14 protein-coding genes and 1 tRNA gene are annotated in these 13033 nt (G+C 63.8%); 8 read left to right on the top strand and 7 right to left on the bottom strand.

Annotation, left to right across the window (positions count from 1 at the left end; all coding sequences use genetic code 11):
* Position 1: 1 nt before the first annotated feature.
* Positions 2-1720, bottom strand: a complete 1719-nt coding sequence (locus RBT42_RS08360) for a leucine-rich repeat domain-containing protein (protein ID WP_320364044.1) — start codon at positions 1718-1720, stop codon at positions 2-4.
* Positions 1721-1934: 214 nt separating this feature from the next.
* Between RBT42_RS08360 and RBT42_RS16500 the strand changes: the two genes are divergently transcribed.
* Positions 1935-2165 (top strand): cysteine-rich CWC family protein, encoded by a 231-nt coding sequence (locus tag RBT42_RS16500; RefSeq protein ID WP_413785871.1) that lies wholly within the window; start codon positions 1935-1937, stop codon positions 2163-2165.
* Between the two features lie 38 nt (positions 2166-2203).
* On the opposite strand, the gene RBT42_RS08355 is transcribed toward RBT42_RS16500, so the two are convergent.
* The 4 genes from RBT42_RS08355 to RBT42_RS08340 all read right to left on the bottom strand — a co-directional run bounded on the left by RBT42_RS08355 (position 2204) and on the right by RBT42_RS08340 (position 7021).
* A complete protein-coding gene (locus RBT42_RS08355; protein WP_320364042.1) occupies positions 2204-3532 on the bottom strand; it encodes an MFS family transporter in 1329 nt (442 codons plus the stop codon).
* 150 nt (positions 3533-3682) lie between these two features.
* Complete coding sequence (locus tag RBT42_RS08350) at positions 3683-4312, bottom strand: response regulator transcription factor (RefSeq protein ID WP_320364040.1); 630 nt, start codon at positions 4310-4312, stop codon at positions 3683-3685.
* Positions 4309-6438: a PAS domain S-box protein gene (locus tag RBT42_RS08345; RefSeq protein ID WP_320364038.1), complete on the bottom strand. Its 2130-nt coding sequence runs from the start codon at positions 6436-6438 to the stop codon at positions 4309-4311. Before RBT42_RS08345 ends, RBT42_RS08350 begins: the two co-directional genes overlap by 4 nt.
* An 82-nt stretch (positions 6439-6520) precedes the next feature.
* Positions 6521-7021, bottom strand: a complete 501-nt coding sequence (locus RBT42_RS08340; RefSeq protein ID WP_320364036.1) for a YdcF family protein — start codon at positions 7019-7021, stop codon at positions 6521-6523.
* Positions 7022-7418: 397 nt separating this feature from the next.
* Between RBT42_RS08340 and RBT42_RS08335 the strand changes: the two genes are divergently transcribed.
* The 7 genes from RBT42_RS08335 to RBT42_RS08305 all read left to right on the top strand — a co-directional run bounded on the left by RBT42_RS08335 (position 7419) and on the right by RBT42_RS08305 (position 11513).
* A complete protein-coding gene (locus tag RBT42_RS08335) occupies positions 7419-8783 on the top strand; it encodes an integrase family protein (RefSeq protein WP_320364033.1) in 1365 nt (454 codons plus the stop codon).
* Complete coding sequence (locus tag RBT42_RS08330) at positions 8780-9400, top strand: hypothetical protein (protein WP_320364031.1); 621 nt, start codon at positions 8780-8782, stop codon at positions 9398-9400. Before RBT42_RS08335 ends, RBT42_RS08330 begins: the two co-directional genes overlap by 4 nt.
* 116 nt (positions 9401-9516) lie before the next feature.
* Positions 9517-9756 (top strand): hypothetical protein, encoded by a 240-nt coding sequence (locus RBT42_RS08325; protein WP_320364029.1) that lies wholly within the window; start codon positions 9517-9519, stop codon positions 9754-9756.
* Positions 9753-10067 (top strand): hypothetical protein, encoded by a 315-nt coding sequence (locus RBT42_RS08320; protein ID WP_320364026.1) that lies wholly within the window; start codon positions 9753-9755, stop codon positions 10065-10067. Before RBT42_RS08325 ends, RBT42_RS08320 begins: the two co-directional genes overlap by 4 nt.
* A 44-nt stretch (positions 10068-10111) precedes the next feature.
* Complete coding sequence (locus RBT42_RS08315; protein WP_320364024.1) at positions 10112-10549, top strand: helix-turn-helix domain-containing protein; 438 nt, start codon at positions 10112-10114, stop codon at positions 10547-10549.
* A gap of 3 nt (positions 10550-10552) precedes the next feature.
* Entirely contained in the window at positions 10553-11077 is a 525-nt protein-coding gene (locus RBT42_RS08310; protein ID WP_320364020.1) for a hypothetical protein, read from the top strand.
* Between the two features lie 16 nt (positions 11078-11093).
* The gene (locus RBT42_RS08305) at positions 11094-11513 is read left to right on the top strand and encodes a hypothetical protein (RefSeq protein WP_320364018.1); all 420 of its coding nucleotides are present in this window, start codon (positions 11094-11096) and stop codon (positions 11511-11513) included.
* Positions 11514-12102: 589 nt separating this feature from the next.
* On the opposite strand, the gene RBT42_RS08300 is transcribed toward RBT42_RS08305, so the two are convergent.
* Together RBT42_RS08300 and RBT42_RS08295 are read right to left on the bottom strand one after the other, a co-directional pair.
* A tRNA-Lys gene (locus RBT42_RS08300) sits at positions 12103-12178 on the bottom strand.
* Positions 12179-12214: 36 nt separating this feature from the next.
* A complete protein-coding gene (locus tag RBT42_RS08295; RefSeq protein ID WP_320364016.1) occupies positions 12215-13024 on the bottom strand; it encodes a tRNA threonylcarbamoyladenosine dehydratase in 810 nt (269 codons plus the stop codon).
* Positions 13025-13033: the final 9 nt, after the last annotated feature.

The following is a 13033-nucleotide window of genomic DNA, read 5'->3' as shown; positions in this document are numbered from 1 at the left end:
TTCAACGACGCCGGCTGGGCGGTGTGCCCAGCAAGCCCACAGTGGGGTCGGCGGCGAACACGCTCAATTGCGACAGCGTGCGGATGTCCAGCAGGGTCAGGCGGTTGCCGCCGCAGTCCAGCAAACTCAGCTGCGGCACGGCGGGCAGGTTCAAGGCCATCAACTGGTTCGCACGGCACCACAGTTTGGACAGGCGCGGCACCCCCGCCAGCGCCAGCTGGCGCAGCTGGTTGTGGGCGCAGCCCAGCAGGCTCAGTTCCGGCACGGCCGACAGATCGAGCGCGGGCAAGGCGTTGTGGTCGCAGGCCAGGGCCGTGAGCGCCGGCACCCGCGACAGATCGAGCTGCGTCAGCTGGTTATGGCGGCACCACAGCTCCTTGAGCTCGGGCAGGTCGCCCAGCTTCAGCTCGGTGAGCTGGTTGTTGTCGCACACCAGCAGGCTCAAGGCCGGCAAGGCCGACACATCCAGGCGGGAGATCTGGTTGTCGGCACACCAGAGCTTGGTCAGCGCCGGCACGGCGACCGCCGCCAGCGTGGTCAGCCGGTTGCTGCTGCAGTCGAGCAAACTCAGGTGGGGCACGGCCCAGAGCGCCAGCACGGTGAGCTGGTTCTCGCGGCACCAAAGCTCGCGCAGCTGCGGCACGGCCGCCAAGTCCAGCTGCGCCAGGTCGTTGTGGTTGCAGCTGAGCATGGTCAGTTGCGGCACCGCGGCCAGATCCAGCCGGGTCAGCTGGTTGTGGTCGCAGGCCAGCGAGACCAGCGCAGGCACGGACGCAAAGTCCAGCTGGGTCAACAGGTTGTGACGGCACCACAGCTCGGTCAGGCGCGGGGTGGCGGCCAGGTCCAACTCGCGCAGGTGGTTGTGGTTGCAGTTGAGCACGCGCAGCCCGGGCATGGCGGCCAGTGGCAGCCGCGTGAGCTGGTTGCCGCGACACCACAACTCGGTCAGCGCCGAGGCCTCCGGCAGCTGCAGGGCCTGCAAGCGGTTGTAGTCGCACACCAGCAGGTTCAGTTGCGACACCTCGGTCAGGTCCAGCTCGGCCAACTGGTTTTCCTGGCACCACAGCGTCGTCAGGGCCGACACCCCGTTCAAGGTCAAGGTGCGCAGCTGGTTGTTGTCGCAGGCCAGCGTCGTCAGCGCCGGGGCCGCACGCACATCCAGGGCCGTGAGCTCGTTGTAGGCGCAAAACAGGCGGGTGAGCGCAGGGGCGGTCTGCAACTGCAGCTCGGTCAGGCCCACCCGGTTGCACCACAGAAAGTCCAGCCTCGGCAGGCGAATGGCCAGCGAGCGCGGCGTGAGGGTGCCGGCCTGCTTGAAGCCCAGGCGCCGGATCTGCAAACCGTCCACCCACTCGAAGCGGGTCAGGGGCAAGGCCTCGAAGTCCCACACCAGGCTGGTCAGCGCGCCGTTGTCGATGGCAAAGGCCAAGGTCTCGCCGTGGGCGTTGTCGATGCGGGCCTGCGCCAGGCGTTGCAAGACCTCTTCGGGTGACAAGGCCAAGGCCTGCGCCCACATCAGCACCTGCCGGTGATCGGCCTCGCGCAAACGGTGTTCACCGACCTGATGGGTGGGCTGCTCGCTCAGGGTCTGCTGCGCGCGCGCCACCGCCAGCACGCCCGATGTCATGCGCATCAGGATGCCACGCGCCGCGCCGTCTGCGGTGACCAGCGCGGCAGACGGTCGACTGATCAGTGAGCGAGCTTCTTCGTTGTCAATCATCACGACTCAAACAGGGGCGACGGCAGCGCGAACGAGGGGCATCGCCCAGCCCGGATGCATGAGAGTTTAAGCGCTGTTGCCGGGCCTCCCGTACGCTTCGGGCAGGGGGATTGCGCACATCCGCACGCTCGGCCAGCCTGTGATGTTTCACCCGGCGCAGGCGCCGCCAGGCAGCCACTGACCAGGAAGGACCCAGATCGATTAGGCTGATGGCATGAACGACGTCCGCCCTTCTCCCCATCTGTGCCCTTTGTGCGGCCAGCCCAACGCCTGCGGCAGGGTTGCCGACGGCCCAGCCGGTGGCCCCTCTTGCTGGTGCAGCGAACTCACGTTCAGCCCGGCCTTGTTGGCTCGCGTCCCGGAGGGGCAACGCAAGCTGCACTGCATCTGCGAGACCTGTGCTCGGGGCGCCCTTCGAACCCCAGAAACGAACAAAGCCACCTGACGGTGGCTTTGTGGGCAGCGTGAGCAAAGAGCGCGGGCTCAGTGGTCGTGGCGGAGGTAGGTCGCCTCACGGGGCAGGCGCAGGCTGACCAGGAAAGCCAGCGCCATCATGCCGGTGACGTACCAGTAGAAGGCCGACTCCATCTGCAGGGACTTCAGGCCCAGCGCCACGTACTCGGCCGAGCCCCCGAACATGGCATTGGCCACGGCATAGGACAGGCCCACGCCCAGCGCACGCACCTCCGGCGGGAACATCTCGGCCTTCACGATGCCGCTGATCGAGGTGTAGAAGCTGATGACAGCCAGGGCCAGGGTGATCAGAAAGAAGGCCGCGACCGGGCTGCTGACCGATTGCAGGGCGGTGAGGATGGGCACCGTCATCAACGCGCCGAGGGCACCAAACCAGAGCATGTTGTTACGACGGCCAATGCGATCGGACAGTGCGCCGAAGACCGGCTGCAGGCACATGTAGACGAACAGGCACAGGGTCATCACCGAGCTGGCGGTCTTGATGGACATGCCGGCCGAGTTCACCAGGTACTTCTGCATGTAGGTGGTGAAGGTGTAGAAGATCAGCGAGCCGCCGGCGGTGTAGCCCAGCACGGTGAAGAAGGCGGCCTTGTGGTGGCGGAACAGCTCACCCACGCTGCCGGCACCCTTGTGCTGACGGGTCTCCGCGCTGGAGGTTTCCTTGAGCGAGCGACGCAGGAGCAAGGCCACGATGGCCGCGGCGGCACCGACCACGAAGGGAATGCGCCAGCCCCAGGCCTTGAGTTCGGCATCGGTGAGGAACTGTTGCAGCACGATGAGCACCAGCACCGCCAGCAGTTGGCCACCGATGAGGGTGACGTACTGGAAGGAAGAGAAGAAGCCGCGCTGACCGCGCATGGCCACTTCGCTCATGTAGGTGGCCGTGGTGCCGTACTCACCCCCGACCGACAAGCCCTGGAGCAAACGGGCCAGCAAGAGCAAGGCAGGTGCCGCCACACCAATGGTTTCGTAGGTGGGAAGACAGGCGATCATCAGCGAGCCGGCGCACATCATGATCACCGAGGTCACCATGGAGGTCTTGCGGCCCTTGCGGTCAGCGATGCGACCGAACAACCAGCCACCGACCGGGCGCATCAGGAAACCGGCGGCAAACACGCCCGCGGTGTTGAGCAGTTGCACCGTGGGGTCGGCCTTCGGGAAGAAGGACGGGGCGAAGTAAATCGCGCAGAAAGCGTAGATGTAGAAGTCGAACCACTCGACCAGGTTGCCCGAGGACGCCGCCATGATGGCGAAGATGCGCTTGCGCTTCTCCTCCAGGGTGTAGGGCAGCTGAGCCGGTGCCGTTGCACCGTCGAGCGTGGTTTGGGCAGCTTGCATTGCGAGCACTCCAGAAGACTGGCCACATGTCACCCCCGTGACATATTTCAACCGATGGCCCGAGTGTCCGCATTGCCCTGTCAGGTGTCGTCCGTAAGACGCGCAAGGCGACCTGCGTAGTTTTACGCAGCGCAGTGAGATCCGAACCGGTCAGGTCCGCTCAGCCGCCGTGGCATGCGTCGCAATGCGCGCAATTTCGGTCACGCTGGTGGTGCCCAGCTTGTCGTAGATGCGTGCCCGATGTGACTCCACCGTGCGAGGATCACAGGGCGGCACGAGCCGGCGCGAAATTTCCTTGTTGGGCAGGTCCAGCGACAGCAACTGAGCCACGGCCTTTTCGCGTGGCGTCAAGGTTTCCCAGGCCTGCACGGCCTGACGGCGTTCCGCCTGCCGGGTGGCCACCTCGGCCGACGCAGCCAACGCACGCTGCACCTCATCGAGCAAACGCTCGTCACTGCAAGGCTTGGGCAGCCAGATGCTGGCGCCGTTGCGCATGGCCTCGGTCGCCAGCGTGATGTCACCGTGACCAGACAGGAAGATCACCATGAGCGGGCTGGCACTGGTGCGCAAGTGCTCGAAAACCTGCAGGCCACTGAGGCCGTCCATGCGCAAGTCCAGGATCACGCAGCCCGGCGCGTCCAGCACCGCCCCCTCCAGAAAGGCATCGCCCGATGCAAAGGCCTGCACCTTGAACCCCCGCGAGATCAGCAACAGCGCGATGGCGCGACGCACAGCCTCGTCGTCATCGACGACATACAGGTTCATCTGAAACGGTGTCATGGCCGCAATGGCAGGTCGAAATAAAAGGTGATGCCCTCGTCGGGCGCCGGCTCGAACGCCAGACGTCCGCCGTGGCTTTCGATGATGGTACGGCAGATGTTCAGCCCCAAGCCCAGCCCCTCGGCCTTGGTGGTGAAGAAGGGCTCGAACACCCGCTGTGCCGCCTGAGCCTCCATCCCAGGTCCGTGATCACGGATCGACACCCGAATACCTTCGGCCTGATGACGCGTGGTGATGTCGATCACGCGGCGGGCACGAGGCAAGCCCTCCATGGCCTGCAGGCTGTTGAGGATGAGGTTGAGCAGCACCTGCTCCAGCAGCACACGGTCACCCTGCACCTCGGGCAGGTCGGGCGCCAGATGCAGACGGATCTGGGCACGATGGTGCCGCACCTCGGCCTTGAGCAGCACCAGTACGTTGTCGATGCAGGCGTTCAGGTCACAGCGCTCGGTCCCGGCGGTGCGCTGACGCACGAAACTGCGAAGGCGGTGCACGATGTCACCGGCCCGACGGGCCTGTGTAGCGATTTCATCCAGACTGTCGATGAGAAGTCCGTGTTCGTTCTGCGTGGCAAAGGCCTTGGCCGCACTCGCGAAGCTGCTCAAGGCCATCAGAGGCTGGTTCAGTTCGTGTGCCAGGGTGGAGGCCATTTCACCCACGCTGGCCAGTCGCTGGGTGTGCTGCAACTGCTCGTCGTACGCTCGCTGCCGCGCCTCCGCCAGGCGCTGGTCGGTGATGTCCACCATCGAACTCATCCAGCCACTGTGCCGGCCGCTCGCGTCGATCAGCGGGGCGGTGTAGACCATGGTGTAGACGTCGTGACCGTCGCGGTGGCGGATGCGCAACTCCACCTCGTTGGCCATCGTCCGGCCCGACAAGGTGGCCTCGGTCGCGGCCCAGTGCTTTTCCATCTCGTCGGGGTGCCAGTAAGGATAGGGAGGCAGCTGCCCGATCAACTCTTGGGCGCTGTAGCCGGTGAGCTCGCACAAGGCCGGGTTGACGTAGATGATGCGCCCGTCCAAGTCGCGCGCCCGCATGCCCACGGGCAGCGAGTCTTCCATCGCCTGTCGGAAGGCATTGGCCTCGGCCAGTTCATGGGTGCGCTCCTGCACACGCAACTCCAGCTCCCGACGAGCCTGTCGCTGCTCGCTGAAGCGACGCGCCTGAAGCCGCCAGTTCAGGCCGATGACCACCACCAAGGCTGCACCCAGACTGGCCAGCGCCCAGGTACGGTTGCGCGCCGCCATGACCGAGGCGTAGTCCTTGGTCACCGTCAGGGTCCAGCCCAACTCGGGCAAGGGCTCATCGAGCGCCAGAAAGACCCGCGATCGACCATTGATCTGGCTGGTCAGCAAGTAGCCTTCGTGGTCCTCCGCGGGCTGAACGCGCCACGGTAGCACTGGAAAGTCCCGCACCCGCCCGTAGACATCGTGCTCACGCAGCCAATGGCGGTCCTTGTCGGACACCGCTCGGATGGCACGGTAGCGCCAGCTCGGCTCCGAGCCCAGGAACAAGACGCCTCGGGCGTCGGACAGCATGACGGGGTCTGCAGACTGTGCCCAGGTATCCTGAATCTGCTGCAGGCTGATCTTGACGGTCACGACGCCGATCACCTGCCCGGCATCCCTGACAGGGGCGGAGATGAAGAGTCCCGGCTCTCCGGTGGTCTTGCCCACCCCATAGAAACGCCCTTGCCGTCCTGCCAGCGCGTCAATGAAATAGGGGCGGTTCGCGTAGTTCTCACCCACGAAACTGTCTCGACTGTCCCAGTTGCTTGACGCCAATGTTTGCCCCTGGGCATCCATGACGTACAGCGACAGCGAACCGGCATGACGGTTGATGTCCTGCAAGTAGGCATTCGCACGTGCCAGCGCCAGGTTCGCACGGGATGCGCGCAGCACGTCGATGACCTGCGGGTGCTGCGCCACCGTGAAAGGCAAGTAGCTGTATCGGTCGACGCTGCCCCTCAGCGCCAGCTTGTGCACCTCGATAACGCGCCGAATGGCCTGGGCTTGCAGGTCGGCTTCGCGCCGCGCGGCCCAGATGCCCGAGGCCAGGACACCCGCGACCAGGCTCAGGCTCAGCAGCGAAAAACCCAACCAGAGACGGATCCGGGATGACGTCATGCCTGGATTGTCCAACGGGAATGCACGCGCCGGTCGATGACCATCGTTCTGAGCGGCTGCGCCATGTGCCTGGCTGTCGGGTTCAGCGGGTGAGCCTGTACATCGTCCAACCCAGCCACTCGTGCAGCGCGGTCTGCCAGCGCAGCAGGCTGTGGGCCAGCGAATACTCGGTCCAGGATGTGGATTCTCCCGTGCGGAAATCGACGGGATACGGCGTCACGTTGCAGCCCACGGCCTCGAACTCGCTCATCGCGCGTGGCATGTGCCAGGCCGAGGTCACCAGGAGCCAGGGCGCCTGGCAGCGTGCCCCCAGGAGTTGGGCCACCTGCCGGGCATTTTCTCGGGTGGTGCGGGAGCCGCTTTCGAGCCGAACCCGGCTCATGTCCACACCTTGCTCCAGGTAGAAGGCACGCGCCAAGGCCGCTTCCGTGACCCCGGTGGTCAGCAAGCGCCCCTCCCCACCAGAAAACACGAGTTGGAGTTTCGGGTGCTGGCGCAGCAAGCCCACCGGCACAGTCATCCGCTCGGCCGATTCGCCCAGTGGCACCTGGCCATGGGCTGCGTAGCTGTCAGGATGCCCCACCACAGAGCCAACCAGAACATCGGCTGGGTGATGGCCGACAGCAGCTTCGACAAGACGAACATCCGATGGGTGCTCCTGTGGTCTTTGCGGTGGCATTCTGGGCGGCCAAAAACAAAAAAGCCAACCGGACGGGTTGGCTAGTTTGCGTGAGTTGCCTCAGATATCGTTGGTGGGTCGGGAGGGACTCGAACCCTCGACCAACGGATTAAAAGTCCGTTCCACCAAAGATTTGCCAACATTGAACACCGTTGATAGACTCTACACAAATCAACAGGTTAGCGCAAAACAACTGTATGTTTGAACATACCAACCGTTGATTCGTGTTCGCCAGTTTTGGGTAAATGGTCTTACATCCGCCCTTACATCCAACCCGATGTAAGACTGGCGAGGAGTCTACATGGCAAAGGTTGCATTCACTGCTGGACGAGTTGCCGGGTTCAAGTGCCCGCCCGACAAGAGGCAGGCTTTCATGTGGGATGCGACAGCGCCGGGGCTGGGACTGAGAGCGACGCCTGCCGGGAAGCCGTCCTATGTGTTCCAGTCCGTGTACCAGGGCAAAGACATACGCCTGACCATCGGAAGCCCGACCGCCTGGAGCATCTCTGACGCGCAAGCAAAGGCACGCGAACTGCAACGCCTGATTGACGAAGGCAAAGACCCCCGCGACCTCAAGCGTGAAGCCCTGGCCGCACATGCGGAGAAGCAAGCCGCCGCTGCCGCCCAAGCCCTGACCGTGGGGGAGGTCTGGAAGCTATACCTAGAGGCACGCCGCCCGTTTTGGGGCGACCGCCACTATGCCGACCATGTGAAGCTATCCCAAGCCGGGGGGGAACCTGCCAAGCGTGGCACCCGTGGCCGTGGCGTGACCATTGCCGGGCCATTGCATCCGCTGCTGGGGCTGGCACTGCGTGACCTGACCGCGCCAGTTATCGATGCATGGGCCGCACGCGAGGCACAGACACGACCGACCGCCGCCCGGCTGGCATGGCGACTGCTGAAGGCGTTTCTAGGCTGGTGCGCTGAACAACCGGAATATGCGCCCATGCTGCCCAGCACGAACCCAGCAAAGACCAAGAAAGCGCGGGAGGTGCTGGGGAAAGCTGGCGTTAAGCAAGACGCCTTGCTGCGTGAGCAGTTGCCCGTGTGGTTTGCCGCCGTGCGCAGCATCGGCAACCCGACCGTGGCCGCCTATCTGCAAACGCTGCTGCTGACGGGTGCCCGTCCTGGCGAAGTGCTGGATATGCGCTGGGAAGACTTGAACACCCAATGGAAGGGCCTGACCATCCGCGACAAGGTAGAGGGGGAGCGCGTCATTCCGCTGACGCCTTACGTGTCGCAAATGCTGGCCGCCCTGCCCCGCCGCAGTGAATGGGTATTTGCCAGCGCCAGCACGACACCCGCCAAGGCCGCCAAGCCAATCAGGACAACACTCGAAAAGGCACCCCAGCCAATCAGCAAGCCGCACAAGCCACACGAAAAAGCCTGCAAGGTGGCAGGCATCGAGGGGCTGACCTTGCACGGGCTACGCCGTTCGTTCAAAAGCCTGACCGAGTGGCTGGAGTGCCCCGCTGGCGTGGTGGCGCAAATCATGGGACACAAGCCCAGCGCCACCGCCGAGAAGCATTACACCGTGCGCCCGCTTGACCTGCTACGCGTTCACCATGAGCGTATCGAGGCATGGATTCTGGAGCAGGCCGGGGTGCAATTCAACGCCCAAGCCGAGCCCGGAAAGCTGCGCGTGGTGGCAGGTGGGGCGGCATGAACATAATCAAACAAATTGCCGAGGGCCTGCCTTTGGCAGAGCGCCCCAACGAAACCGAGCGAGAACTAGCGAGCATGGAGCAGGCATGGGGGGACTGTGCGCACGGCCTAAGAACCGGCCTTAGATTCTCACTGAAGCCCGATGTTGACACTCTGCACACACAGCCTTTGCTTGAGGTTCACGAGTATCTGGACGTGTACCGACTGAAGTACGAGGCAGGGGACAAATCCGCGATTCTCTGGGCCATCCGTGAGTGCGCCCGGCAAAATCTGCCGCTGCCTTACTGGTGCGCGACAGGCTACTTACAAGCCATTCACGAACTGGAGCGCACACCTACAACGCTGGGTCAGGTTTTCGGCACCGAGGAAAGCCACAAAGGCGGGAAGGCTGGGGCCATCCATCGTCGCAACCGTGAGCAAGCCATCCGACTATTAGTGTGTGTGCGGCAGATTCACAAGCGTCACCCGAAACTGAGCAAAGACGCCTGCATCCGGCGAGCCATCGATGAACTGGGCCTGCACGTCTCGCAGCGCAAAGCAACAGACCTATTCAACAACCTGGAAGCAGAGCAGAAGCCATACCGCAAAGCCTTGCGCATGAACTGGTCAAAAATCTGACTTTGCAGACATTTGGCCAAGTTTGTGCAAACGCGTGACCGATAAACGCGAAAAAACAAAACTGCATACATCACAACCCAGGCGCATTGCTTGGGGTGCCACGAAAGAGGTGATGTATGCAAACAGAAACACAAAACGGCACTACCCTGCGCCGCTCTGAATCCTTTCCCCCGCTGGAACAGGTCAACCGCCCCACGGTGCCGACCGAGCAGGCAGCGCACTACCTACTGCGCTGCCCGCAGACCCTGCGCATCTGGGCCTGCAAAGAGAACGGCCCCCTTCGCCCCATTCGCATCAATGGCCGCTTGGGCTGGCCCGTTTCTGAACTGCGCCGCGTGCTGGGGGTGCCAGCATGAGCGCCGCCACCTACGCCCATTACGTTTCCGCAATGTGTGCTGCCCTGCGTGGGTGCGCCACTGGCGACAAGCGCAAACAGCTCTACGAGCGCGCCGGGGCTGCAATGGGTGCCGCTCTGCTGGATGAGCTGCTGGCGCTGCGTGACCGCCCCCAGGCCGAAGCACTGCGCGCCGTGCGTGAAAAGCTGAGCGAACTGTCCAAGCTGCAAGACGCTGACAGCGCCGCCGCTGGCTTTGCCGTTGCCATCGTCAACGTGCTGGAGGTGGGCATTGCGAACATGCCCAAGGCTGATGCACGGGAGGCCGCTTAATGAAAGACGCCCGACCCAGCATCAAAACTGAATCGAGCGCCACCGTGGAAGGTGCCCCGATTGTCTCGCCTTTCGGCTTCCCTGCCAAGCTGGACACCGTTTGCGCCGAGGTCTTGCGCCGTCTGCTATCTGGTGAGCGCCTGACAAGCCTTGACGCCGTGGGCGAGGCCAGCACAACACGCCTTTCTGCGCATGTCTTCTACCTCGAAGACGGCTACGGCTGGCGCATCGAGCGCACCGAGAAGGCCGCTGGCTGCACGGATGGCCGCGTCACCTATGTGGCCGAATACTTCCTGCCGCCCACCGTGATTGCTCACGCTGCCGCAAGAGGTGCCGCCCAATGGTGCGCCAAGGTCAGAGCCGCCCGGCTGAAGCTGCGCGCCAATGCAGCCAAGGCCAAGCGCCAAGCCGACCTGATGAACCGGGCCGCAGCAAAGCGCAGTCACGACGCCGAGCAGGGCGCATTGTTTGAGGGGGCCTGACACATGGCACAGAGCAGAGACGCCCCCGCCTATCAAGAGTACCCGGCTAACTTCATGGCGCGCATTCAATACCGCGTCATGTCGCTGGCCGAACGCGGATTGCTGCTGACGCTCCGGCATGAGTGCTGGGTGAACAAGCAGGTGCCCGCCGATCCCTGCACCCTGGCGCGAATGCTGGGGTACGAGGTGAACGAGGTTAGCGCGGCATTGCCTGCCGTGATGCCTTACTTTGCCCTGGCTGGTGGCTGCATCGTTTGCCCCGAGCTTGACGCATACCGCGCCCACCTAGAGGGCATCCGAGAGCGCCAGTCACAAGGAGGCCGACAAGGTGCGGCAAAGACCAACAGCAAGCACACCAAGCCGCTGACGAATGACGGGCCGGGTGACTCGACGGGTGACCCGCGAGTAAGACGCGAGTCCTTAGTACAGCTTAGTTCAGTACAGCCTAGTTCAATACAGGTCTTGAGCGAGACGCCTGTATCTGACGAATGGGTGAATGAGTACGACAGCGCCAGCAATGGCTACTGACCAGAAAGACCAGACCATGACGACCATTCAAACCTTCCCCGCCGTGACCATCGAAGCATTGCCGACCGGCCTTTTCAGACTGGAAGACCCGACCGGCATTGATGGCCCGCACATCATCGAACTGCACCCCGCCCAAGTTCAGGTGCTGGCATCAATGGTGGGGTTCGACATGCCCGACAAGACACGACGCGCCATTGAGCGCATACATGGCCGGGTTCAGGCATTGAGCACGCGGGCAAAGGAGCTGGCCGGGCTGCTAGACCATGCGCTGCACGTTCAAGACCTCGACGTGACGCCCGAGGCGCAAGCAAGCGAGTGCATCGCCCTGAATCTGTCCGAGGTGCTCAAAGACCTGGAAGACCTGCAAGCGCCTGACCTTGTGCCCACCCCTGACGCCAAGCCCAACCCAGGCGGGCAAATGGCCCTGCCAGTGTGAGCGACCGACAGCGCCAGCAAGCCGGGGGGGCAGTTCAATGTCTGGCGCTTCGCAACAGGAAACCGCTTACCCCCGTCCTTTTGCACATCCGCGAAATTGGCTGCTTTTTTGGATGCGCTGACAGTGGGAGGGGCGGGTCAAGACTTGGCAACCTTTCGACCCTGTAAACCCCGCCTCCCCGCACGCGCAGAAAAAACCACCCATGGGAAAAAGAATCAACAAATCAACTATGCAGCATCGGGGCTGGGGTGGGCGCGGGAAGGGGGCAGGAAGGCCCCCAGGGAGCCGCAACAGGCCGACGCTGATAGGAGGCCTGCCCGTGACCGCTGACCCGCTGGTGTGGCTGCTAGCACTAATGAACGCAAACCATGCGCCGCTGCGGGCTCGTGTCCGTGCTGCCGTGGTGCTGCTGCACTACCTGCCCGACATGGAGTGAACGCCACACGAACCAACCAAAGCCCCCGCCGTGGGGCTTTTTCATTGCTGGTGCTGGCGATGCATTCCGGAAATTGACTTACATCCGCCCTTACATCGTTCGCAAAAACAACAAAGCCCCGGAGGGCATCCGAGGCTAAGTCATTGATTTCATTGGTGGGTCGGGAGGGACTCGAACCCTCGACCAACGGATTAAAAGTCCGCTGCTCTACCGACTGAGCTACCGACCCCCGCCGAGCCCGCAAGTATAGCGTGTTTTCAGCAGCTCATTTGCGGGCGGGAGACAACAACTGTTCGATCAGTTGCGCCGCAGCCACCATGCCGAAGGTCGCCGTCACCGTGACGCTGGAGCCGTATCCCGCGCAGTTGAGCGAGCCGTCACCGCCCTGCCCCACCTCGCAGCTGTCTTGCGGCGGCAGCACGGCTTCGCGTGAAAACACACAGCGCAGGCCCATCTTGCCGCGGCGCGCGCCGCCATGGCGCTGACGCCAGCGCTGGCGCAAGGAGGCCAGCAGCGGGTCGTGCGTCACCTCCGACAGGTCGGCCACCTCCACCAGTTGGGGCCGGGTCTTGCCACCGGCCGCGCCCACGCTCACCACCGGCTTGCCATGGGCCACACCCCAGGCGGCCAGCGCGGCCTTGGCACGCACCTGATCACAGCAGTCGATGACCCCGTCCAGGCTCTGTGCGTCCAGCAAGTCGGCCACATTGGCCTCGTCGACGAACTCTTCGATGGCTTCGACCACGCACTCAGGATGAATCTGGGCGATGCGCTCCTTGAGCGCCACCACCTTGGCCTGCCCCAGCGTGCTCTCCAGGGCATGCACCTGCCGGTTGATGTTGGACTCGGCGATGTTGTCCAGGTCGATCAGCACCAGGCGGGCCACGCCACTGCGCGCCAAGGCCTCGGCCGTCCACGAGCCCACGCCCCCCACCCCCACCACGGCCACCCGGGCCGCACGCAGGGCATCGTAGGCACTCACCCCGTGCAGGCGGCGCAGGCCACCAAAACGGCGCTCAGGGTCAGGGGTGCTGGCCTTGGCCAGCAGCTCGGCATCCGGAATCAGCACGGCCACGTCGCCTGG

This window comes from Aquabacterium sp., assembly GCF_034003525.1.
GTDB lineage: Bacteria > Pseudomonadota > Gammaproteobacteria > Burkholderiales > Burkholderiaceae_C > Aquabacterium.
This window is presented reverse-complemented; position numbering and strand designations above follow the sequence as displayed.